Annotated in this window: 20 protein-coding genes and 1 tRNA gene; 15 read left to right on the top strand and 6 right to left on the bottom strand. The window is 60.6% G+C overall.

Going from position 1 to position 22,446, the window contains the following annotated elements; translation table 11 throughout:
• Positions 1–117 precede the first annotated feature (117 nt).
• From AB1462_RS02930 to AB1462_RS02905, 6 genes are all read left to right on the top strand, one after another.
• Complete coding sequence (locus tag AB1462_RS02930) at positions 118–2,328, top strand: AsmA family protein (RefSeq protein WP_367246129.1); 2,211 nt, start codon at positions 118–120, stop codon at positions 2,326–2,328.
• On the top strand, positions 2,325–3,392 hold the full coding sequence (gene mutY, locus AB1462_RS02925; RefSeq protein WP_259193484.1) for an A/G-specific adenine glycosylase: 1,068 nt from the start codon (positions 2,325–2,327) through the stop codon (positions 3,390–3,392). Before AB1462_RS02930 ends, mutY begins: the two co-directional genes overlap by 4 nt.
• On the top strand, positions 3,389–3,661 hold the full coding sequence (locus tag AB1462_RS02920) for an oxidative damage protection protein (protein ID WP_259193485.1): 273 nt from the start codon (positions 3,389–3,391) through the stop codon (positions 3,659–3,661). The genes mutY and AB1462_RS02920 overlap by 4 nt, the downstream gene beginning before the upstream one ends.
• Before the next feature lie 103 nt (positions 3,662–3,764).
• A tRNA-Phe gene (locus AB1462_RS02915) sits at positions 3,765–3,840 on the top strand.
• 341 nt (positions 3,841–4,181) lie between these two features.
• Positions 4,182–4,478, top strand: coding sequence for a hypothetical protein (locus tag AB1462_RS02910; protein WP_367246128.1), 297 nt, complete (start codon positions 4,182–4,184; stop codon positions 4,476–4,478).
• Positions 4,479–4,566: 88 nt separating this feature from the next.
• Positions 4,567–4,887: a hypothetical protein gene (locus tag AB1462_RS02905; RefSeq protein WP_090401040.1), complete on the top strand. Its 321-nt coding sequence runs from the start codon at positions 4,567–4,569 to the stop codon at positions 4,885–4,887.
• 106 nt (positions 4,888–4,993) lie between these two features.
• Here AB1462_RS02905 and AB1462_RS02900 read toward each other — a convergent pair whose 3' ends face one another.
• Together AB1462_RS02900 and AB1462_RS02895 are read right to left on the bottom strand one after the other, a co-directional pair.
• Positions 4,994–6,598: a hypothetical protein gene (locus tag AB1462_RS02900; RefSeq protein WP_367246126.1), complete on the bottom strand. Its 1,605-nt coding sequence runs from the start codon at positions 6,596–6,598 to the stop codon at positions 4,994–4,996.
• Positions 6,599–6,683: 85 nt separating this feature from the next.
• Complete coding sequence (locus AB1462_RS02895; protein ID WP_367246125.1) at positions 6,684–7,649, bottom strand: arsenic resistance protein; 966 nt, start codon at positions 7,647–7,649, stop codon at positions 6,684–6,686.
• Positions 7,650–7,821: 172 nt separating this feature from the next.
• Between AB1462_RS02895 and AB1462_RS02890 the strand changes: the two genes are divergently transcribed.
• Both AB1462_RS02890 and AB1462_RS02885 read left to right on the top strand, forming a co-directional pair.
• Entirely contained in the window at positions 7,822–8,760 is a 939-nt protein-coding gene (locus AB1462_RS02890; protein WP_367246124.1) for an alpha/beta fold hydrolase, read from the top strand.
• A 17-nt stretch (positions 8,761–8,777) separates the two neighbouring features.
• On the top strand, positions 8,778–9,191 hold the full coding sequence (locus tag AB1462_RS02885; RefSeq protein WP_315335915.1) for a hypothetical protein: 414 nt from the start codon (positions 8,778–8,780) through the stop codon (positions 9,189–9,191).
• 140 nt (positions 9,192–9,331) lie between these two features.
• Here the strand turns inward: AB1462_RS02885 and gabP are convergent, their stop codons facing one another.
• The gene (gene gabP / locus AB1462_RS02880; RefSeq protein WP_259193490.1) at positions 9,332–10,723 is read right to left on the bottom strand and encodes a GABA permease; all 1,392 of its coding nucleotides are present in this window, start codon (positions 10,721–10,723) and stop codon (positions 9,332–9,334) included.
• Positions 10,724–11,279: 556 nt separating this feature from the next.
• Between gabP and AB1462_RS02875 the strand changes: the two genes are divergently transcribed.
• The 5 genes from AB1462_RS02875 (at position 11,280) to AB1462_RS02855 (ending at position 15,443) form a co-directional block, all read left to right on the top strand.
• Positions 11,280–12,053: an ABC transporter ATP-binding protein gene (locus AB1462_RS02875; RefSeq protein WP_065925764.1), complete on the top strand. Its 774-nt coding sequence runs from the start codon at positions 11,280–11,282 to the stop codon at positions 12,051–12,053.
• Positions 12,054–12,066: 13 nt separating this feature from the next.
• On the top strand, positions 12,067–12,819 hold the full coding sequence (locus tag AB1462_RS02870) for an ABC transporter substrate-binding protein (RefSeq protein WP_090401046.1): 753 nt from the start codon (positions 12,067–12,069) through the stop codon (positions 12,817–12,819).
• A gap of 74 nt (positions 12,820–12,893) precedes the next feature.
• Positions 12,894–13,586, top strand: coding sequence for an ABC transporter permease (locus tag AB1462_RS02865; protein ID WP_090401047.1), 693 nt, complete (start codon positions 12,894–12,896; stop codon positions 13,584–13,586).
• Positions 13,586–14,275 (top strand): ABC transporter permease, encoded by a 690-nt coding sequence (locus tag AB1462_RS02860; protein ID WP_090401048.1) that lies wholly within the window; start codon positions 13,586–13,588, stop codon positions 14,273–14,275. Before AB1462_RS02865 ends, AB1462_RS02860 begins: the two co-directional genes overlap by 1 nt.
• On the top strand, positions 14,256–15,443 hold the full coding sequence (locus tag AB1462_RS02855; protein ID WP_315335923.1) for a methyltransferase: 1,188 nt from the start codon (positions 14,256–14,258) through the stop codon (positions 15,441–15,443). The genes AB1462_RS02860 and AB1462_RS02855 overlap by 20 nt, the downstream gene beginning before the upstream one ends.
• Positions 15,444–15,684: 241 nt before the next feature.
• Here AB1462_RS02855 and bcsQ read toward each other — a convergent pair whose 3' ends face one another.
• Positions 15,685–16,644: a cellulose biosynthesis protein BcsQ gene (bcsQ, locus tag AB1462_RS02850; RefSeq protein ID WP_367246122.1), complete on the bottom strand. Its 960-nt coding sequence runs from the start codon at positions 16,642–16,644 to the stop codon at positions 15,685–15,687.
• Positions 16,645–16,910: 266 nt separating this feature from the next.
• Between bcsQ and lapG the strand changes: the two genes are divergently transcribed.
• Positions 16,911–17,627, top strand: a complete 717-nt coding sequence (gene lapG, locus AB1462_RS02845) for a cysteine protease LapG (RefSeq protein WP_259193501.1) — start codon at positions 16,911–16,913, stop codon at positions 17,625–17,627.
• Positions 17,628–17,638: 11 nt separating this feature from the next.
• Entirely contained in the window at positions 17,639–19,585 is a 1,947-nt protein-coding gene (gene lapD, locus AB1462_RS02840) for a cyclic di-GMP receptor LapD (RefSeq protein WP_259193493.1), read from the top strand.
• 56 nt (positions 19,586–19,641) lie between these two features.
• Here lapD and AB1462_RS02835 read toward each other — a convergent pair whose 3' ends face one another.
• The gene (locus tag AB1462_RS02835; protein ID WP_259193494.1) at positions 19,642–19,980 is read right to left on the bottom strand and encodes a tryptophan synthase subunit beta; all 339 of its coding nucleotides are present in this window, start codon (positions 19,978–19,980) and stop codon (positions 19,642–19,644) included.
• A gap of 124 nt (positions 19,981–20,104) precedes the next feature.
• Positions 20,105–22,446, bottom strand: a 2,342-nt coding sequence (locus AB1462_RS02830; RefSeq protein WP_367246121.1) for a type I secretion C-terminal target domain-containing protein, incomplete at its 5' end; no start/stop codon positions are given.

The raw sequence follows: 22,446 nt of genomic DNA, 5'->3' as shown, positions 1-22,446 counted from the left end.
CGTCAAAATCCCGTTCTCCTAGGGCTGGATACAATGTAACGATCCGTGAACTGACGCAGGCCGTCGGGCGTTATACTCTGCGGCTAAATTTTGAAATCGACATACAAGGACTCGCCCATGAAAGCGTTCGGCAAAATCCTGGGCCTGGTACTTCTCGGGCTGTTGCTGATCATTGTGGCTCTGGGCTTTGCCCTGACCCATCTCTTCGATCCCAACGACTATAAAGACGAGATTCGCCAGATTGCCCGCGACAAGGCCCACATCGAGCTGACGCTCAATGGCGATATCGGCTGGAGCCTGTTCCCCTGGCTCGGCCTTGAACTGCACGAAGCCAGCGTGGCGACCCTGACCACGCCGACCCAACCCTTCGCCGACCTGCAAATGCTTGGCCTGTCGGTGCGCGTGCTGCCGCTGCTGCGTCGCGAAGTACAGATGAGCGATGTGCGTGTCGAAGGCCTGAACCTACGCCTCAACCGTGACAAGCAAGGCCATGGCAACTGGGAAGACATCGGCAAGAACGCGCCGGTAGCCACCACCGAAACGCCCGCCCCCGCTCAGCCGTCACCCGAGGTAAAACCGGAAAAACCGGCCCAGCCCATCCGCCTGGACATCGATAGCCTGACGATCAACAACGCCCGCGTCGAATACAACGATGAGCTAACCGGTAAGCAATTCAGTGCCGAAAGCATCCAGTTGAGCGCCGGCGCCGTGCACGAAGGTGCGAGCATCCCGGTGAAGCTCACCGCCTTCTTCGGCAGCAACCAGCCGGTGATGCGCGTCAAGACCGAGCTCAACGGCAACCTGCGTATCGAGCGCGCGCTCAAGCGCTATCAGTTCGAAGACATGAAAATCACCGGCGAAGCCACGGGCGAGCCGCTGCAAGGCAAGACCGTGACCTTCTCCACCCAGGGCCAGTTGCTGGTGGACCAGGCGGCCAATATCGCCGAATGGACCAACCTGAAACTTTCGGCCAACCAGCTGCGCGCCCTGGGCGAGCTGAAGGTCAACGACCTGGACAAGACCCCGCAGCTCAGCGGCGCGCTGTCCATCGCCCAGTTTGACCTGGCCAAGTTCCTCGACAGCGTCGGTAACCCATTGCCACCGATGGCCGAGGGCAGCCTGAGCAAGGTCGAGCTGGTCAGCCGTCTCAAAGGCACACCGAACAGCCTGGCGCTGGAAGACCTGAACCTGAAACTCGACGGCAGCACCTTCACCGGTCGCGTCGCCGTGGACGACTTCGCCAAGCAGGCGCTGCGCGTACAGCTCAAGGGCGATACCTTCAACGCCGACAACTACCTGCCGGCCAAGTCCGAATCCGCCAAGGGCGCGACCGCTGCCCGCCAGGCCGAAGTGCAGAACAGCGAAGCCGGCGCCATAGCGGCCGGTGGCACCACTCCACTGCCGCAAGCACCGACCAAAGGCGCCTGGAGCACGGACAAACTCCTGCCATTGACCCGCCTGCGCACGCTGGACATAGACGCCGACCTCGCCTTCGACCAACTGACCCTGAGCAAATTGCCGATCCAGAATGCCGTGCTCAAAGCCTCCGGCAGCGATGGCCAGCTCAAGCTCGGCACCCTCAGCGGCGGCCTCTACAACGGGACCTTCCAGGCCAACGGCACGCTCGATGTGCGCCAGGATATTCCGCTGCTGGCCCTGCAAAGCCGGATCAAGCAAGTGCCGGTCGAACGCATCCTGCAGGCCCAAGGGCAGACGCCGCCCGTGAAGGGCCAGATCACGCTGGACAGTAATCTCAGCGGCCGCGGCAACAGCCAGAAAGCCCTGATCGACAGCCTCAACGGCACCGCCAGCTTTGTGATCAACAACGGCGTGCTGCTCAACGCCAACCTCGAGCAGCAACTGTGCACCGGCATCGCCCTGCTCAACCGCAAGACCCTGAGCGGCGAACAACGCGGCAAGGACACACCGTTCCAGGAGCTGAAGGGCAACCTGACTTTCCGTAACGGCGTGGCCAACAATCCCGACCTGAAAGTGCGCATCCCAGGGCTGACGGTCAACGGCAACGGTGACGTCGACCTGCGCGTGCTGGGCATGGATTATCGCGTCGGCATCATCGTCGAAGGCGACCAGCGCGAAGTACCGGACCCGGCCTGCGAAGTCGGCTCCAACTTCCAGGGTATCGAAGTGCCGCTGCGCTGCCGTGGCCCGCTGGAACTCGGCGCCAAGGCCTGCCGCCTGGACAAGGACGGCCTGAGCCAGGTCGCGATCAAGGCGGCCGGCAACAAGCTCGGCGAGAAGCTGGAAGAGAAGCTCGACAAGGTTAACCCGCAGCTCAAAGATGCTTTGAAAGGCCTGTTCAAACGATGAGAGACGAGCAGTTTTCAACGGCGGTGCTGGACTGGTACGACCGCCACGGCCGCCATGACCTGCCCTGGCAACAGGGCATTACGCCTTACCGGGTGTGGGTTTCGGAGATCATGCTGCAGCAGACCCAGGTCAGCACGGTGCTCAATTACTTCGACCGCTTCATGGCGTCCCTGCCAACGGTCGAAGCCCTGGCCGCCGCACCGGAAGACGAAGTGCTGCACCTGTGGACCGGCCTGGGCTACTACACCCGGGCGCGCAACCTGCAAAAGACCGCGAAAATCGTGGTGGCCGAGTACGGCGGCGAGTTTCCCAGGGATGTGGAAAAGCTCACTGAGTTGCCCGGCATCGGCCTGTCCACCGCCGGCGCGATTGCCAGCCTGAGCATGGGCCTGCGCGCGCCGATCCTCGACGGCAACGTCAAACGCGTGCTGGCGCGCTTCACCGCACAAGAGGGCTACCCAGGCGAACCCAAGGTGGCCAAGCAGCTGTGGGCCACCGCAGAGCGCTTTACACCCCATGATCGCGTCAACGCCTACACCCAGGCGATGATGGACATGGGTGCCACCCTGTGCACGCGCAGCAAACCCCGCTGCCTGCTGTGCCCGCTGGAAAAAAACTGCGAAGCCCACATGCTCGGCCTGGAGACACGCTACCCGATCCCCAAGCCGCGCAAGACCATCCCGCAAAAGCGCACACTGATGCCGATGCTGGCCAATGCCGAAGGCGCGATTCTGCTTTACCGTCGCCCTTCCACGGGCCTGTGGGGCGGCTTGTGGAGCCTGCCCGAACTGGACGACCTGCAAGACCTCGAACACCTGGCCAACCAGCACACGCTCGAACTGGGCAAACACCAGGCACTGCCGGGGCTGATCCACACCTTCAGCCACTTCCAGCTGGCCATCGAACCCTGGCTGGTTCAGGTCAAGGAATCCGCCCATCACGTCGCCGAGGCCGACTGGCTCTGGTATAACCTCGCCACCCCGCCGCGCCTGGGCCTTGCCGCCCCGGTCAAGAAACTGCTGAAGCGCGCGGCCGATGTATTGAACGCAGGAGAGTCGTCATGACCCGCACCGTAATGTGCCGCAAGTACAAAGAAGAATTGCCCGCCCTGGAGCGCCCTCCGTACCCAGGTATCAAGGGCCAGGACATTTACGACCACGTCTCAGCCAAAGCCTGGGCCGACTGGCTGAAACACCAAACCCTGCTGATCAACGAAAAACGCCTGAACATGATGAATGCCGACGACCGTAAATACCTGGCGGGCGAGATGGACAAGTTCTTTTCCGGCGAGGATTACGCCAAGGCCGACGGCTACGTACCACCTGCTCAATAATTGATCAAAAACTGGGGTCGGCACGTAAGCGACGGTAATAATTAAATATTTTTTGAAAACTTGCTTGACGACCCCCTGAAAAACCCGTTTAATGCGCCCCGTTGCCCAGATAGCTCAGTCGGTAGAGCAGGGGATTGAAAATCCCCGTGTCGGCGGTTCGATTCCGTCTCTGGGCACCACTCATTAGTTTCAGGTGGTGCAAATGTCATCTGAAACACACAAGAAACCCGCCTAGTGCGGGTTTTTTGTTGTCCCGGCTTTATAGCGCTCCCCACTGCACCTCGCAGTAGTAGCGCTATGATATGATTCAAAATATGCCAAGGCCGGCGAGCAACATTATGCGGATGCATTCCCTCCTGTAACCGTCAGCCATCGCCCGTCAACACACGAGCAAGCCACGACGACGGATTAACTCCCCGCGCTCGCTCCCATAACCGCATGACACCCCTTACTGCTATTCGACTTTGAAGCACCTCCCCTTCGGTCGACATGGAAGAGTTATGCCAACAAGGAGCCCGAAATGACCCGCCCCCTCACCCGCATCAACCTTGCGCTGGCGCTCACCGCAACGCTTTGCTTCGGTAACGCTCACGCGGCCAACGAGGAGCTTGCCCAAGAGGTGAAGGAGAGCATCCAGGAGCAGTGGGACAAAGACACCTCGCCCGGCGAAAACACCGTCAAGGAAGTGACCCTGATCAAAAAAGGGCACAACAAGTATCGCGGACTGCTTGAGGTCGATGGCCCGGATGGTCACGAGACCCTGAGCGTGGACGTCATGGTCGACGAGGACAACATGATCTGGGAAATCGTTGACTGACCCCGCCACACATCACACCCGACACATCACACCCAGGCGATACGCAGCCCAACGTATCGCTTAATCCCTTGGGCACATGGAGAAACAAATGGCATACACATCGATCATTTTCAAAAACCCGAACACGGGCGCGATGAAGGAAGCTCCTGTCGGCTTTTCGTGGACCACCTTCTTTTTCGGTTGCTTCCCGGCCCTGTTTCGCGGCGACGTGAAATACGGCCTGATTCAATTCGTCATCGCCATGATCACAATGGGCGTGAGCAACATCGTCTTCGCATTCATCTACAACAAGTTTTATATCAAGGACCTGATCGGCCAAGGCTTCAAGGCGCAGTCCATTGCCAGCGGCGATATGAACTTCGCCTCGGCCAAGATCGGCATGCAGATCCCCTTGCTGGAAGCTGCCTGATCCGCAGTCGCACGCGCTAACAACAAGAAGCCTGCGATGAGCAGGCTTTTTGTTGGGTGATCGGTCCGTAACGACGACTACAAAAACGGCACAGCACGGTGCCGGTTCATTTCAGCAAGAACACCATCAGTGGGTTGTCGTTCAACCGCCCTTCAAAGCTTGGCGCCAGGCGCTCCAGAGGCGTGCCCTTGAGCAGCGCGGTCTCCTTGCGCGCCACAATGACCCACGACGGACGGGGCAACGCACCCAAGCGCTCAACCTCTGCTGCACCGACAAACAGCGGTTGCTCGTCATGGTCCAGATTCATCATGTAGCGCACCGCCCAGGTGTCCCTGCCGAGGTTCAGGAATACCAGTTGCCCGGGCTGCGATACGCGAAGCGCTTCCACCTGGCCGACAAACTGCCGGGTGTCGAACTGCAGGTCCTTGGCAGGCTCCACGACCGTCACCAGCACCAGCCATTGCGCGCTCAGCGCGAACGCGCTGAGCCACACCAGCCGCCCCGCTCGCCGCCAGGCAAGCACGGCCGCCACTTGCAGGAGCAACAGCCCACCCACCAACAGCGGCAATGAGACGTCAGGCCAGTAACCGTGCTTCTGCCACCCATGCCGACAGACAAACACGGCAACCACGCACAGCGCCGGCAGCGCGGCGACAAGCCCCTCGTAGCCTCTGCGCACGCCCAGGAGCCAGCCTTGCGCCTGAAGCAGCCCATAGGCCGCGACAGCCGCAAACATCGGCACCATGGGCAGGATGTAATAGGCGCGCTTGAAGTGCGGTACCGACAGGCCAAGCAAGATCATCAAACCACAGGCGCCGAGCCGCATGACCAACTGCACCGGGTTATCAAACCGCTCTGCCCAGCGATGACGCAGCGCAACCAATGTGAGCAACGCCAGCGGCACCACGGGGAAATAACGGTACAGGCTCAACTGGAAGTAGAAATAGAACGGCTCGCCGCTTTCATCAAGGCGCCCGCCCACTTGCATCTTGAACACCTCATCGGCAAACGCATCGCCACCGCTGATGCGCGCCAGCTTCACCAACAGCCACCAACAGGCCGCCAGCAACACCAGGCCGACGATGCCGTGGACCAACACCTGCCTGACCCGCTCCCCAGGGCTGCCCAGCGCCCAATACACGCACACCACACCGCAGACTTCGATCAATCCCAGCGGCCCGCGTATCGCAAACCCCAGGATGAACAGCGGGAACACCGCAAGCTGCCTGAGCCGCGAACCCAGGCGCTCACCACTGTGCAGCAGGTAGAAACTGCCGACACACAGCAACGCCACCATCTGGTCCAGGCATACCGAACGGGACTTCTCGAGCAACTGGGTGGTGAGCAACGTCAACAGCACCGTGAGCAACGCCCACGGACGACTCGCCGGGACCAGCAAGCGATAGATCAAGGCCACGACCCCGGCGGACGCAAGGGCAGTGGGCAGCACATTGGCCAGGTGGTTGGGCGCCTCGAACAGCCGGGCAAATACGTAACTGAAGAAGGTCGCGGTACCGGGATAGTCCGCGTAGGGCTGCCCATAGGTGGTGGGGAAAAGACTCGCACCATGGCGAAACATTTCCTGCAGGAACAGCGCCCAGCGCCCGTCAAAACCCTGGGGTTGCTGGTCCCAGATACCCAGCGTGAACAGCAACAGCGCGAACAGGAAAATGCCCAGGGACTCCAGGCGGAAACGGTTGCGGTGATCCATGAAAGGGCCTGTCAGGTAGGGAACGCCGACCTATGGTGCCGAACGTATCCCCAATAGCGCCTGAACAAACCTGAACATTCACATTTCACCCACCTATGGGCCATACCAGCCTCGGGATCAGGCGCACGTAGATCAACTCGCCCACCAATTCGACCAGGGTTTGCAGGATCACCGCCGTCGCCGCCAAGCCGCGCACGTCTTCTGGCAACGCCAAGGCCAGCGGCAACACCACCAACGAGTTACGCGTCGATGCGCTGAACGTCACCGCCCGTGCCGCCATCGCCGGCAGCGCGAACAGCCTCGCGGCCAACGCCCCGATCACCGGCGCCAGCAACAGGAAGGCCACGTACACCGGAATCACCGGCAGCAACAGGTTGATGTCGCGCACCACCGAAGTGATTTGCGAACCGATCACCACCACCAACACCAGCGCCATCGCCGGCACCGGCAACCACGCCCAAGCGTCGTTCCAGGCGCTGACGCCCGATGAGCGCCGCGCCAGGGACGTGGTGATCACCGCCAACACCATCGGCAGCACGATCAACCACAGGAACGCCTCGATAAACGGCCCCGCCTGCACCACCACCCCGGACTGCGCCCCCAGCATCAACCCCAGGTACACCGGCAACAGCAGCAACTGCAGCAACAACAGCACCGGTGTCGCCGCCAGCATCAAGCGTGAATCGCCTTTACCGATATGGGTAAACACCACCACGTAGTCGATACACGGCGTCAGCAACACCAGCAATGCGCCCACCAGCAACGCCGGGCGCTCCACCAGGCCACGGGTCAACACCCACACCAGCAACGGCACGAGGATGAAATTGGCCAGCAACAGCGCCGACAGAAAGCGCTTGTGACTCAAGCTCTGGCGCAGCTCCAGAAAAGGGATTTGCAGGAACATCGCGTACATCAACACCGCGATGGCGGGTGTGACCAGCACGCCGAGGCCATGGGCCAACGAAGGCGCGAGCAGACCGAAAGCGGCGGCCAGGAGGACAGCGGCGAAGTAGAGGGGGATCTGGTTGTGTTCGAGGGTGTCGCGGGTCATGGTCGAGCTCAGATCAATCGAAAGATCGTCAGCCTATGCACCCAAAGGGCCAAGGTCGAGCGCCATGACCACCTTCACACCCATGGCGCGCTAAATTTGTTAATTTCGGTTCCCTATAAAAAGCGCGTGAGCCTCCAAGCACCACAAAAAAGCGCACGGATCGAGCGGACCTATGAACCTGCCAACCCGCCCCACCCAAGCAGCATTCCTCGAATCCGCCGCAGACGGCCATCCCCTCGGCGGCTTCACCTGGCGCCACCTGCGCACCGACCTTGAACGCCCGGTCGTCATCATCAACGCCGCCACGTCCGTGCGCTGCCGCCACTACTCACGTTTCGCCGACTACCTGTTCGCCAACGGCTTCGACGTGATCACCTACGATTATCGCGGCATCGGCGAGTCGCGCACCGGTTCGTTGCGCTGCTTCAAGGCGTCGTGGTCGGATTGGGGCACGCTGGATTTCGAAGCGATCCTGCTGCGGGCACAGCGCGAGTTTCCAGGCCAACCGATTGATGTGGTCGGCCACAGTTTCGGTGGCTGTGCGGCGGGGCTGGGTGCGTCCGGCGCGGTGATCCGGCGAATCGTGACCGTGGGCGCGCAGTTCGCCTACTGGCGCGATTACGCAGCCGTCGGGCGCTGGCAGATGTTTGCCAAATGGCATGTGGTGATGCCACTGGTAACGGCACTCTGTGGGTATTTCCCCGGCAAGCGCTTGGGTTGGCTCGAGGATACGCCGAGAGGCGTGGTACGCGACTGGAGCACGCCAACGCCCAGGTATGAGACACGACCCAGCGGGCGTGCCCTGGCCGACCTGCCATTCAGTCGCGTGAAGGCGCAGATGCTGGCGATCAGCATCACCGACGACCCGTTCGGCACCGTGGCGGCGATTGAGCGACTGCTGGGCTATTTCGCAAACAGCGAGCGCAGCCATCTGCGCATCGCACCGGAAGACATCGGCGAAAAACAGGTCGGACATTTCGCGTTCTTTCGCAGCGAGTACCAGGATCGGTTGTGGCCGATTGCATTGGCATGGCTTCAACACGGCCAATTAACTGCGGATACCCTTGGGATTTCCCTCAACCTGCGCTTCAATACCCCACCCAGATCCTGACCCAAGGACGTGAGCCCATGGCCTCGCCGAACAAGCAGCAAAAACGTGCCCACCGGGCCAAGGCCAAGGCCAAGCAGAATCGCACCCAACGCGCTGTCGCGAGCAAGCCGGATGCGTTTTCCGGCGATGACGACCGGATTGACCTTGAGTCGGTGGACTTGACCGAGCTGTTCGTGGAGATGCGCACCGCCGGCGAGACCAGCCAGCAGGCCCTCTGCGCGGTATTCCTGGCCCACCCACTGCTCGCACTGGTGCTGGAGCAGGAAGGCGAAGAAGAAGCCACCGACTTTATCCTGGCGGCACTGATCGAGTATCGGCAGTGGGCCACGGACAGCGACGATGAAGCCGCCGCACTGGCGTGGATCGAATCGCCGCAGTTCCAGGCCGATTACGTCGCCGCCTCCCAGGCGCTCACCAACGCCCAAGACTGACGCAAAACAAAATGTGGGAGGGGGCTTGCCCGCGATAGCGTGGTATCAGTCAATTAGATGTCGACTGACGCACCGCTATCGGGGGCAAGCCCCCTCCCACATTTGAACTGCGGCGCAATCAAGCACCGCATTCCATCACATCAATTCAGCACCGCAGCGCCTACTCTCTGCGCCTTGCGACGGCTCGACACAAACAACCCCGCCACCACTACCAGCAAGCTCAAGACCCCAGTCGCAATGATCTCGACCCGGTGCGCTTCCTGGAACAGCATGATGGTCAACGTGCCCACGATGAACACCATCACCGCGTAGGTCAGGCCTGGGAACAGCCACATCTTGAAGACAATTTTCTCGCCCGCTGCCATGCGCTTCTGGCGCATGCGCAGTTGCGACACCGCGATCACCAGATACACCAGCAGCGCGATGGCGCCGGAGCTGGCCAGCAGGAATTCGAACACCGCTGCAGGTGCCACATAGTTGGCAAATACCGCCAGGAACGCCGCGCCGGTGGACAGCAACACCGCCCAGTAAGGCGTGCCGCTCTTGTTGGTGCGCTTGGCCACGGCCGGTGCATCGCCGCGACGGCCCAGGGAGAACAGCATGCGCGACGCGGTGTACAGCGCCGAGTTCAGGCAGCTGGTCACGGCAACCAAGACCACCAGGTCGACGATCAGCTTGGCGTTCGGGATGCCCATGCGTTCCAGCACGGTCTGGTAGGAACCTACGGCCGCCAGGGTCGGATCATTCCAAGGCACCAGGGACACGACGATGAAGATCGACAACAGGTAGAACAAGCCAATCCGCCAGATCACCGAGTTGGTGGCCTTGGTGATTTGCTGGCCTGGGTTCTTCGATTCGGCCGCTGCAATGGTGACGATCTCGGTGCCCATGAAGGAGAACATGGTGGTCAGGATCGCGGCCAATACCGCGCCCATGCCGTTGGGCATAAAGCCTTGGGTGTCAAACAGGTGCGACACGCCGCTGACCTGACTGGTCGGCAGGAAGCCGAAAATCGCCGCCAGGCCGAGGATCACAAAGCCCACGATCGCCACGACCTTGATCAACGCAAACCAGAACTCGAACTCACCGTAGTTCTTCACACTGAACAGGTTGGTCGCCGTCAGCAGCAAGGTGATGATCAGCGTAAAGGCCCAGATGGCCACATCCGGGAACCAGGCGTGGAGAATGGTCGCGGCGGCGTTGGCTTCCAACGGAATCACCAGCACCCAGAACCACCAGTACAGCCAGCCGATGGTAAAACCGGCCCAGTGACCGATCGCACGGTCGGCGTAGGTGGAGAACGAACCGGTGTCCGGCGACGCCACGGCCATTTCGGCCAGCATGCGCATCACCAATACCACCAGCGTACCCGCTGCGGCATACGCCAGCAGGACCGCAGGGCCGGCGGCAGCAATCGCGTGGCCGGAGCCGACAAACAAACCGGCACCAATAACGCCGGCAATCGACAGCATGGTGACGTGACGCGGTTTGAGCCCCTGTTCGAGGTCATTGGAGCTTTGCGTACTACTCATTGACACACCTTTGCGAGGAATTGCGAAAACGGTCCGCCCGGCCTGGGCTCTTCCTCGTGAAAAGAAACCAACAGGGCGTTCTTTATTTTTTACGCAAGATTTGCGCCAAAATGTTACAAGACCGCGATTGACGCGGCCTGTAGGACGATTCAACAGTCGTCGCAAGTCATTGAGAACAATGGCATTTAGCTATAGCGTTACCGTGCGACTCACTTTCAAGACGAACAAGCGCACCAAAAACACACACAAGAAGTACGCGGCGCGCCATAAAAGGGCCTATAGGTACCGTTTGCCCGTTTAACCCTTCCAACACCCGGCCAAAGCTGGCACCATCGCGCCCTTTTTTACGCGAAGCCTGCGGTATTCATGGGTTCAAACGGTTGTTCGGTTGTTGATGGCGCGACACGCTGCTGTGCCGATGCGACACCCTGCCGCACACCGCCCGTTTACCGCCCGCCGCGCTGTTGGCCGCCATCAAGACGCTATGCTAGCTTGGCGCCTCGCCAGGAAGGCGGCCCAACAGCGAAGATCGCAATGAACACAATGAGGACCCCACATGGCCGAGGCCACGCCCGCGCTTGAAATCCGCAACTTGCATAAACGCTATGGTGAGCTGGAGGTACTCAAAGGTATCTCGCTGACCGCTCGCGACGGCGATGTGATCTCGATCCTGGGTTCCTCCGGTTCCGGCAAGTCCACGTTCCTACGCTGCATCAACCTGCTGGAAAACCCGCATCAGGGCCAGATCCTGGTGGCCGGCGAAGAGCTCAAGCTCAAGGCCGCGAAAAACGGCGAGCTGATGGCCGCCGACGGCAAGCAGATCAACCGTCTGCGCAGCGAAATCGGTTTTGTGTTTCAAAATTTTAACCTGTGGCCACACATGAGCATCCTCGACAACATCATCGAGGCTCCTCGTCGCGTGCTCGGCCAGAGCAAGGCCGAGGCAATCGAAGTGGCCGAAGCCCTGCTGGACAAGGTCGGCATCGCCGACAAGCGCCACGCCTACCCCGCGCAATTGTCCGGCGGCCAGCAACAACGGGCAGCCATCGCACGCACCCTGGCGATGCAGCCCAAAGTCATCCTCTTCGACGAACCCACTTCAGCCCTTGACCCGGAAATGGTCCAGGAAGTACTTAATGTGATCCGCGCGCTGGCCGAAGAAGGCCGCACCATGCTGCTAGTCACCCATGAAATGGGCTTCGCCCGTCAGGTGTCCAGTGAAGTGGTGTTCCTCCACCAGGGCCTGATCGAAGAGCAAGGATCGCCACAGCAGGTGTTTGAAAACCCGCTTTCGGCGCGCTGCAAACAATTCATGTCCAGCAACCGCTAACGGAGCAACATGCATGCAGAACTATAAAAAATTCCTTCTGGCCGCGGCCGTCTCGATGGCGTTCAGCGCCACGGCCATGGCAGAAACCTTGAAAATGGGGATCGAAGCGGCCTACCCGCCGTTCAACAATAAAGACGCCAGCGGTAACGTTGTCGGCTTCGACAAAGACATCGGCGACGCCCTGTGCGCCAAGATGAAAGTCGAGAAGTGCGAAGTGTATGTGTCCGACTGGGACGGCATCATCCCGGCCCTGAATGCCAAGAAGTTCGACTTCCTGGTGTCCTCGCTGTCGATCACCGACGAGCGCAAGCAAGCCGTCGACTTCACCGACCCGTACTACTCCAACAAGCTGCAGTTCATCGCGCCTAAAGCCACTGCCGACTTCAAGACCGACGCCGCTTACCTGAAAGGCAAAGTCATCGGTGCACAGCGCGCGACGCTGGCCGGTACCTACCTGGAAGACAAGCTGCCGGAAACCGAAGCCAAGCTCTACGACACCCAGGAAAACGCCTACCTCGACCTGACGTCCGGCCGCCTCGACGGGATCCTCGCCGACAAGTACGTGCAGTACGAATGGCTCAAGAGCAAAGACGGCCTGGCCTACGAGTTCAAGGGCGACCCGGTTGTAGAGAGCGACAAGATCGGTATCGCCGTACGCAAGGGCGACCCACTGCGCGAGCGCCTGAACAAAGCCCTGGCAGAGATCAAGGCAGACGGCACCTACAAGAAAATCAACGACAAGTACTTCCCGTTCAGCATCGAATGATCTGAACGGCCTGACCGGCGCGCTCCTTTGGGCGCGTCGGCTTTCAGCAATGCCTGCCGCGATATGAAAACACCATGAATTTCGATCTCTACGGATTCGGTCCGGCGCTCGCTGCCGGCGCGCTGATGACTGTCAAACTGGCGCTCACGGCGTTATGCCTGGGGCTGGTACTCGGCCTCGCCGGTGCCCTGGCCAAGACTTCCCCGTACAAGCCGCTGCAATGGCTGGGCGGTACTTACTCGACAATCGTTCGCGGTGTGCCGGAACTGCTGTGGGTGCTGCTGATTTACTTCGGCACGATCAACGCCATGCGCTCACTGGGTGAGCTGCTCGACATTCCCGACCTGTCCCTCAGCGCGTTTGCCGCTGGCGTGATCGCGCTGGGCCTGTGCTTCGGCGCCTACGCCACGGAGGTGCTGCGTGGCGCAATCATCTCCATTCCCAAGGGCCACCGCGAAGCGGGTGTGGCGCTGGGCCTGTCGAAGTTTCGTATCTTTACCCGGTTGATCATGCCGCAGATGTGGCGCATCGCCCTGCCAGGGCTGGGCAATCTGTTCCTGATCCTGATGAAAGATACCGCGCTGGTCACGGTCATCGGCCTCGAAGAAATCATGCGCCATGCGCAGATCGCCGTAACCGTCACCAAACAGCCTTTCACCTTCTATATGGTCGCCGCGCTCATCTACCTGGGCCTGACGTCGCTGTCGATGGTGGCTATGCACTTCCTGGAACAACGCGCCGCCCGCGGCTTCGTGAGGACGACGTAATGGAATGGGAAGTCATCATCAAGTGGCTGCCGAAGTTTATCCAGGGCGCGATCCTGACCCTGGAACTGGTGAGCATCGCCGTGATCCTCGGCCTGATCCTGGCCATCCCGCTGGGTATCGCGCGCTCATCCAGGCACCTGTCTGTGCGCGCCCTGCCCTACGCCTACATCTTTTTCTTTCGCGGCACGCCGCTGCTGGTGCAATTGTTCCTGGTCTATTACGGCCTGGCTCAATTCGAAAGCATCCGCTCAAGCTTCATGTGGACGTACCTGCGCGACCCGTTCTGGTGTGCCACCGCCACCATGACGCTGCACACCGCCGCGTATATCGCCGAGATTCTGCGTGGCGCCATCCAGGCCATTCCGCCCGGGGAAATCGAAGCGGCCCGTGCGTTGGGCATGTCCAGGCCGAAGACGCTGTTCTACATCATCCTGCCGCGGGCCGCGCGCATCGGGCTGCCGGCCTACAGCAACGAAGTGATCCTGATGCTCAAGGCCAGCTCGCTGGCGAGCACCGTGACCCTGCTGGAGCTGACCGGCATGGCCAGGACGATCATCGCGCGCAACTACCTGACGGTGGAGATGTTCTTCACCGCCGGCGTGTTCTACTTGTTGATCTCCTACCTCCTGGTACGCGGCTTCAAGCTGCTGGAACGCTGGCTGCGCGTCGATGCCTGCCAGGGACGTTGAAGCACGCTTTGAGGCGCTGGATGCGTTTCTGATCGAGCACCAAGGGCTGTGGCGACCACGGCCCTTTACTCATCGGCAGTTGCCTTGGGAAACCGAGCATCCGGAACTGGCCCGGTGGCTGCGCCAACGCTCGTTGTCCGACGCAGAAACCAGTCATAACCACCCCCACACACTGCCGGCGCCAGCGCCTTTTCCCACACTGGCCTGCGAAGCCTTGCGCCTCAGCACTGTGGATAAGTTACCGACGCGCCCCCTGCCCCCCGCTGCGCACCGGCTGAATGTCGACGTACCCGGGCGCAAATGGCAGCAAATCGAAGCCTTCGGTGCCGCGCTGCACTTTGCGCAAACACCCCGGCATTGGCTGGATTGGTGCGCCGGCAAGGGCCACCTCGGCCGCCGCCTGTTGCACGCCGGCCAACAGCTGACTTGCATGGAGTACAACCCGGCCCTGATCGCTTCCGGCCAGGCCTTGAGCGACCGCCACGGCCTGCCCGTCACCCATCGCCTGCAAGATGTCATGGCGGACGTCCCCCTCAGCCCCGAACACACCCCCATCGCCCTGCATGCCTGCGGCGACCTGCACGTGCGCCTGCTGCAACTGGCCAGTGCCGCCGGCTGCAAACAACTGGCAGTGGCGCCGTGCTGCTACAACCGCATCACCGCGAACGCCTACCAGCCGCTGTCCGAAGCGGGCCGCGCTTCAAGCTTGCAGTTGTCGGTCGACGACCTTGGCCTGCCCCTCAGCGAAACCGTCACGGCCGGCAAACGCGTACGTCTGCAGCGGGACACCTCAATGGCGCGCCGCCTGGGTTTCGATCAGTTACAACGCCAGTTACGCAACTGCGACGAGTACCTGCCCACACCCTCCCTGCCCGCCAGTTGGCTGGACAAACCCTTCGCCGACTACTGCCAGGCGTTGGCAAGCCTCAAAGGGTTGTCCACAGGTGAACAGGATTGGGCGGCGCTGGAGGCGCACGGCTGGCAACGTTTGGCCGAGGTCAGGAACCTGGAGTTGGTGCGCGGGCTGTTTCGGCGCCCGCTGGAGCTGTGGCTGGTCCTGGATAGGGCACTGTATCTTGGTGAACGTGGCTACAGGGTCGAAGTGGGCAGCTTCTGCGAAACGGCACTGACACCGCGCAACTTGATGGTGCTTGCCGAGCGCGATTAAGGGGCAAGATTGTCGCACCCCAATCTGTGGATAACTCTGTTGATGGAATCTTCACTGAGCCTGTATCCATCTGCCCTACAGGCAAAAAGCCGCGCTGTTCATTTTTTGTTCACAGAATAAAACGCACGTAAAACAGGCAGTTGCAGCGTGTTGAGAACGACTGCACAAAACGGCAGTTTTGTGACACCCGTACCCCACCGATTGTGCATAAGCATCTGGCGTTAAGCGTATAAACCACGCTTTACAGGCGCTTTTTGCGGGCGATCAATAACCGGCAAAGTTCGCTGATATCGTCAACGGCCAGGCTCTGGACCGAACTGTCCAGCGGGTCGGCTGCAAAGGCCAGGGCTTCGCTGATCGCCGGATCACGGTGAACGACTTCCAACGGGTATTCGCCTCGACGCAGCCTGAAGGCATCGAGCATCTCCAGGTTGAACGCCGAGTTTTCGTCCAGCTGATTGATCACAAGGTGACAACGGGGTGGGCGTTCACGCTCAAGATGGGGCGCCAGCAGTGCGTCCAATTGATCCAGCGTGCCGAGGCATGCGGCATTTGGTTGGGCGACGACCAGCACAATGTCGGCCACGCTCAACGCCTGATGGAGATAAACATTGTTCCCAGCAGGGGTATCGACGACCACCATATGCGCCTCACTCAGCCCCAGTGCCGACAAGCGCTGAGCCAGCCACGTCGGTTCACGGGTCAACCAGCGTTGCAGGTTGTCCTTCTGCTGGGTGTCGGTGTCGCCAAAGGGGATTACCTGACATCCGGCGAAACCCGATTGCAGGATGCTCTGCCATGGCGTGTTGAGCAGGCTGCTACGCCCCACGCCGGGTAGCTCGTGATCGACGCCGAAGTGCTGGCGCAAGGCGTTCTGGGGGTCCAGGTCCACCGCCACGACCGACTCGCCAAGACGCTGCAGGCCGCTGCTCAGGGCCGTAGCCAAGGTGCTGCGGCCCACGCCACCATTGACCGACACCAACGCCACTACCGTCGGGCGCAGCGGGCTCAAGGGTGCGCTTTGCGGATGTTCATGGGCGCCGGTTCCATGGGCACTTATGCGCGAACCGTCTTTGAGGTTTACCCGAGTGCCATCATCGAACGGAATGCTGCCGAAAAAGTGCAAACGCGCATTTCTTCCCGTGGGATCCCGGGAAACGCTCTTGCCGAACAAGGCGAATAGATCATCAGTGCGGCTCATAGCGGGAGCTCCTTCACGGCACCCTGTAAAGACGTGAAAGGTCGGCAAGACAAGGCTTCACCGAAGGTCTTTTTGTAGGCGTTTTCATTGCCACATTCTGTGACAGCACTGAGGAAGTGTCATTATTTTGATGAAATCACCCCCACCCTTTCAGACGAGCGGAAAACAGCCAATTTACTGACGTATATTTACTGCAATTCAATGGCGGTGATTTCATCGTGCCATTGTTTTTTGGCGAGTATCACCGCACCATTGCCGCACCTTCAATGCTGCAAGCTTGGGTAATCGCAGTGGCGATACGCTTTAAACTCCCTCGGATTCTGTACGGTCTTGCCATTGCGCTGTTGCTGGGTGGCGGCCTGCTGGGCGATTTGCTCGCCGATTGGGATTTCAGCCAAATCAGCCGCCGCGCCGAGTCGCTGTACGGGCCACTGGGCGCCGGGCGCCAGCGCATCGATGCCTGGCAACAATTGCTGTCGACGCAAAAACAGGTGAGTGAGACCGAGCAGCTCAAAGTGGTGAATTTGTTCTTCAACCGCCAGTTGCATTACGAGGAAGACATCGACCTGTGGCGCGAGATTGATTATTGGGCGACTCCCATTCAATCCCTGTGGAAAGGCGCCGGCGACTGTGAAGACTACGCCATCGCCAAATACTTCAGCCTGCGGCACTTGGGCGTGCCGGCCGAGAAGCTGCGCATAACCTACGTCAAGGCCTTGCGCCAGAATCGGGCGCATATGGTGCTGACATACTATGCAAGCCCCGAAGCCATGCCCTTGGTACTGGACAGCCTGATGGACCCCATCCTGCCTGCCAGCCAACGTCCGGACCTGCTGCCCGTTTATGCGTTCAACGGCGAAGGGCTGTGGCTGACCGGCGCGGCGGGCAATAAAAAAGTCGGTGATACCAAGCGCCTGTCACGCTGGCAGGACGTCTTGAAGAAAATGACCGCAGAAGGGTTTCCGGCCAGTCCGGATAATTAACAGGAGCTACGATGTCACTGTTCAAACAATTGCTGATCGCTATCTGCGTGTTCCTGGTGGTCGCGTTCAGCGGTAGCTTCATCGTCAGCCTGGAGAGTTCGCGTACCCAGTACGTCAACCAACTGCGCTCCCACGCCCAGGACGCGGCCACCGCGCTGGCCCTGTCGCTGACGCCGAACATCGACGACCCGGCGATGACCGAACTGATGGTCAGCTCGATCTTTGACAGTGGCTACTACGCAAGCATCCGCGTGGTGGACCTGAGCAATAACCAGGTGCTGGTGGAGCGTGCCGCCGAACCGGATGCCAGCAGCGTGCCGGCCTGGTTCGTGAAGATGATCGGCCTGGCGCCGGCCGGCGGCGATGCCATCGTCAGCCGTGGCTGGCAGCAGGCAGCACGGGTTGAAGTGGTCAGTCACCCGATGTTTGCCCTGGCAAAACTCTGGCAAAGCGCGCTGGGCAGCCTGGGCTGGCTGCTGATCTGCGGTGCCGTGAGTGCGGTACTCGGCGCGCTGTTGCTGCGCCGCCAGCTCAAACCGTTGGACTATATGGTGGAGCAGTCCCACGCCATCGCGCGTCGCGAGTTCCTGAGCTTGCCCGATCTGCCCCGCACCCCCGAATTGCGCCGTGTAGTACAGGCCATGAACCAGATGGTGGAGAAGCTCAAGGCGTTATTCCACGAGCAGACCGAGCGCAGCGAGAAGCTGCGGGTGGAGTCCTATCAGGACAGCCTGACCGGGCTGGCCAACCGTCGCTACTTCGAGATGCAGCTCCAATCCCGGGTCAGCAACCTCGAGGAGTCCAGTTCGGGCTACCTGCTGATGTTGCGGGTCAACGATTTGAGCGGCCTTAACCAACGCCTTGGCGGGCAACGTACCGACCAACTGTTGCAGGCTGTCAGCCAGCAGTTGGTGCGTACCTGTGCCAAATACCCGGAAACCCAAAACCTGATCACGCGCAGCCGGGGTGGCGAGTTCGCAGTGCTTGCCCCGGGCCTGGTGCGTGACGAAGCGCTGCAACTGGCCCAGGCGCTGGAAAGCACCCTGCAAAGCCTGCACGACACAGGCGCCACCGACATGCCGATCGTGGCCTTCATCGGGCTGGCGCCGTACAACCCCGGCGATGCGTCGGCAGACCTGCTGATGCTGGCCGACCAAGCGCTGACCCAGGCTGAAGCCAGTGTTGGCCAAAGCTGGGTGTGCCTGGAGCACCAGGTCACGGGCACCGCCAGCGACGATCCGCACAGCTGGCACACGTTGCTCGATGACGCGTTGAATCAAGGGCGCTTCCGGTTGTTTTTCCAACCCGTAGTGAGCAGCCGCGACACGCAACAGGTGCTGCATTACAAGGTGCTGTCACGCCTGCTCGATCACCAGGACCAGACCATCGCGGCCGGCCACTTCCTGCCCTGGCTGGAACGCTTCGGCTGGACCGCGCGCCTCGATCAACTGATGCTCGACCTGGTGATCAAGCACCTGACGCAGCACAGCCCATCGGTGGCGCTGAACCTCTCGGCCGCGACCTTGAATGACCCGCAGGCACTGGAGCGGGTGTTCGAACGCCTGGCCCAGCACCCGGCACTGGGGCCGCGCTTGACGCTGGAAATCGGCGAAGAACAAGTGCCCGAGCAAACCCAGTTGGAGCGCCTTACCCGACGCATGCGCAGCCTGGGGTACAGCCTCGGCCTGCAGCGTTTCGGCGGCCGCTTCAGCATGATCGGCAACCTGGCGAACCTGGGCCTGGCGTACCTCAAGATCGACGGCAGCTACATCCGAACCATCGACCAGGAAAGCCATAAGCGATTCTTTATCGAAGCGATCCAGCGCGCCGCCCACAGCATTGACCTGCCGTTGATTGCCGAGCGAGTAGAGACCGAGGGTGAGTTGCGGGTGATTCGCGAGATGGGCATTGAAGGGGTGCAAGGCCAACTGGTCGGTGAACCGGCGCCCTGGAAGTGAAGCGCTGACGCATGGTGCCTCCTTGACGGGTAGACCGTGAAGGAGGGGCGCAGGCGTCAGATCAAACCGGTTTCATCGTCATTGATCAGCTCACTCAAGCCGCCCAACGCCGCCCGGGCTTGGGTACGCTCCAAAAACTTGGCCTGGGCCGCCGGCGGCAAGTCAGTAATGCTCATCACGTTCTTGGTGATCAGTACCTGGATCAAGTCATCCAGCACTCGAATCATCTCAAGGTCACTTTGCTTGAGCTGTTTGAGGCTGTTGTCGACCAGATCATCGGCAAACCACGCCAGAATCTCATGATGGTCAGCCGGTAGTGTCTCGGTGGCTTCGGCGTAGGCCTGCGCTTCGACGCGAATCAAAGCGTTGTGTTGATCGCGTTGCACGTAGAACATCAACGTTCTCCCAATAAAAAAATCCCTGCAGGCGCCGCGCACGGCCCCACAGAGATTACACGCATTTTTCCGAGGCTGATGCCAACGGGGCGCCAATCTCGAAAGATTGACGCCCCGTGGGTGATCAGTCGTGGTGCTTGACGGTCAAGTCGCCACCCGCGATCAGGTTGTTGATCGCGGAGCTGCCGGCACCCCAGTTAGCACCATCAACCTTGATGGTGACATCCGCCGTGCCGCCACCCGATGCGGTGAACGACCCGGTGCTGCTGACGCTGAGCGTCGAGGTCCCCGACGAGTCGGTGGTCAGCTGCAGGTACTTGGACAAGTTGTTGTCGTTGTTGCCTTGCAGCAAGTCGGACAGGTCCAGCTTGTCGCCTTCGCCGTGCTTGAAGTCAGTGATGCGATCAAAACCTCCGCTGGTGTTGGTGTCACCCTTGAGCCAGACGAAGGTATCGGCACCCGCGCCGCCAGTCAGGATGTCGTTGCCCTTGCCGCCCACCAGGATGTCGTTGCCGGCACCGCCGGAGAGGGTGTCGTTGCCGCCCTGGCCGAACAGGATGTCGTTGCCGGCATTGCCGATCAGGGTGTCACCGCCATCCTTGGTGCCGTAGATGTTCGACGCGCTGGCCAAGGCACCGAGGTCCTGCACATGCTCAGTGATGTACTGATGCAAGGTGCGGTCATCGATGTGGTCGACGGTGGTCGACAGCTTCTCGGCGGCGAACGCCTTGAGTGCAGCACTGCCTTCCTGACCGTTGTAGCTGATCAGGTCACCGAAGATGATGTCGTTGCCCGAACCGCCGGAAATGTTGTCGGCACCCGTATCGGCGGTGTGGCCGGTAATGGTATCCGCCAGCTTCGCGGTGTCGATCGTGCTGACCGTCTTGTCGGTATCGAAGTACTTCTGAAGCATGTCCTTATCGACGCTGTTGCCCAGGCCGATGGCTTGTACTTCAACCCCACCCGCAACCGCAGTCGTCAGCGCCGAGTAAGCAGCTTTGGCGTATTCCAACGCATAATTGGTCCAGCCATAACTGCTCGCAGCCCCGGCTACGTCGAACCCGCCGTGGCCATCGGACACGACATAACCTTGAAAGCTCTTGGTGCCGGACGAGTCGTACGAGTAAACCTTGCCGTCAGTGTCAACGATGACCCGCGTCTGTCCGTAGACCGTGGCGGTGACCGCAGTGGTCTGGCCCAGGGTGTAGGTGGAGGCGTTGACCTTATTGTCGAAGGTAACCTCAGTGCCCCGCCAAGTGTTGTTGGTATACCCCAGACTGACGTTGTCATACGTCGCGTTGAAAACATTCGGCTCACCGTCGGTAATGAAATACGTCAGGTTTTTTGCACCGGCGTTGCTGGTGGCGTCGTTGCTCTTGAACCAGGCCGTTGCCGCGTTAAAGGCATCCTGATAGTTGGTCGCTTCGCCCGAAGACATGCTGTTCAACACCGCCTGCAGCGCGGCCTTGGCGGCAGCCTGGTCGGCCAGGTTGACCGACACCTGCGATTCAACCTTGGTATCGAAATCGACCAGCAGCACCTTCACCACACCCGACCCCGTCAGCTTGGCGTTGGCGATCAAGGTATCGAAGATGGTCGAGAGCTGAGTCTTGATCGACGTCATCGCACTGTCCTCAATACTGCCCGAGGTGTCGACGATAAACGCGATGTTGTAGTTGCTGCCCGGATTGACGATACCGCCTTTGTCGCCGACCACCATGTTGTTGGCCGAGGAGCTGCTCAGGTCGATGACATCGGCAGCGCCGCCGCCTTCAGTCACCACATAAGCCTGTGGCGCAACAGTAATGGTGCTGGTCGCCACCGACGAACTCAGGCTGTCAGAACCTTCGTTGTCCTTCACCGAGATCTCGACGGTGCGATCACCCGTAGTCGGATACTTGCTGGTGCTGGAGTACTGGAACGACTCAAGCAGCGACTTGTAGGTGGCCGAGTCAGCCGCACCCGACAGGGTCAGGACGATTTTGCCACTGACGTCAGTACCGACGCTGGTCAGGGTGACGCCTTTGTAAGTACCGCCCACTGTCACCAGGTTCGAGCTGAGTTGGTCGCCCGCGCTGGCGTTTTTCAAGGTGATGGTCGCGCTTTGCATCTGGGTGCTGTCGACGTCACCAATGGCTACTTTGCCAGTGATCGCTACGCCACCGGTACCGCGCTCGGTGTAGGCCGCGCTGTAGCCGGTGAGGACGGAGCCGTCTGCGGTGCTCAGGTCCAGGGTCGGTGCGTCGTTGACCGAGGTCACGGTGATGGTGCCGTTAGCCGGGGCCGAGGTCAGCGGATTGCTGCCGTTAGCGTTGCCGCTGTCGGTCGCGGTGTAGGTAAAGTTCGCCGTGCCGTTGAAGTTCGCGTTTGGCTTGAAGTACACGGTGGCTTCGCCGTTGACCGCGTTAATAGCGCCGGTCACCGCTTTGGTCATGGCCGCGTCGGTGTAGAAGGTGCCATTGGTTG

It is taken from the genome of Pseudomonas sp. SB113 (assembly GCF_040754745.1).
GTDB classification, from domain to species: domain Bacteria; phylum Pseudomonadota; class Gammaproteobacteria; order Pseudomonadales; family Pseudomonadaceae; genus Aquipseudomonas; species Aquipseudomonas grimontii.
Note: the sequence above shows the minus strand (reverse complement) of the source record. Positions and strands in the feature narration are given on the sequence as shown.

Coding starts and splice junctions, on each gene's coding strand:
- AB1462_RS02920 (WP_259193485.1), top strand. CDS start 3,389: ATGACCCGCACCGTAATGTGCCGCAAGTACAAAGAAGAATTGCCCGCC.
- AB1462_RS02900 (WP_367246126.1), bottom strand. CDS start 6,598: ATGGATCACCGCAACCGTTTCCGCCTGGAGTCCCTGGGCATTTTCCTG.
- AB1462_RS02875 (WP_065925764.1), top strand. CDS start 11,280: ATGGCCGAGGCCACGCCCGCGCTTGAAATCCGCAACTTGCATAAACGC.
- AB1462_RS02885 (WP_315335915.1), top strand. CDS start 8,778: ATGGCCTCGCCGAACAAGCAGCAAAAACGTGCCCACCGGGCCAAGGCC.
- bcsQ (WP_367246122.1), bottom strand. CDS start 16,644: ATGAGCCGCACTGATGATCTATTCGCCTTGTTCGGCAAGAGCGTTTCC.
- AB1462_RS02895 (WP_367246125.1), bottom strand. CDS start 7,649: ATGACCCGCGACACCCTCGAACACAACCAGATCCCCCTCTACTTCGCC.
- AB1462_RS02860 (WP_090401048.1), top strand. CDS start 13,586: ATGGAATGGGAAGTCATCATCAAGTGGCTGCCGAAGTTTATCCAGGGC.
- AB1462_RS02835 (WP_259193494.1), bottom strand. CDS start 19,980: ATGTTCTACGTGCAACGCGATCAACACAACGCTTTGATTCGCGTCGAA.
- lapD (WP_259193493.1), top strand. CDS start 17,639: ATGTCACTGTTCAAACAATTGCTGATCGCTATCTGCGTGTTCCTGGTG.
- AB1462_RS02890 (WP_367246124.1), top strand. CDS start 7,822: ATGAACCTGCCAACCCGCCCCACCCAAGCAGCATTCCTCGAATCCGCC.
- mutY (WP_259193484.1), top strand. CDS start 2,325: ATGAGAGACGAGCAGTTTTCAACGGCGGTGCTGGACTGGTACGACCGC.
- AB1462_RS02905 (WP_090401040.1), top strand. CDS start 4,567: ATGGCATACACATCGATCATTTTCAAAAACCCGAACACGGGCGCGATG.
- gabP (WP_259193490.1), bottom strand. CDS start 10,723: ATGAGTAGTACGCAAAGCTCCAATGACCTCGAACAGGGGCTCAAACCG.
- AB1462_RS02855 (WP_315335923.1), top strand. CDS start 14,256: ATGCCTGCCAGGGACGTTGAAGCACGCTTTGAGGCGCTGGATGCGTTT.
- AB1462_RS02930 (WP_367246129.1), top strand. CDS start 118: ATGAAAGCGTTCGGCAAAATCCTGGGCCTGGTACTTCTCGGGCTGTTG.
- AB1462_RS02870 (WP_090401046.1), top strand. CDS start 12,067: ATGCAGAACTATAAAAAATTCCTTCTGGCCGCGGCCGTCTCGATGGCG.
- lapG (WP_259193501.1), top strand. CDS start 16,911: ATGCTGCAAGCTTGGGTAATCGCAGTGGCGATACGCTTTAAACTCCCT.
- AB1462_RS02910 (WP_367246128.1), top strand. CDS start 4,182: ATGACCCGCCCCCTCACCCGCATCAACCTTGCGCTGGCGCTCACCGCA.
- AB1462_RS02865 (WP_090401047.1), top strand. CDS start 12,894: ATGAATTTCGATCTCTACGGATTCGGTCCGGCGCTCGCTGCCGGCGCG.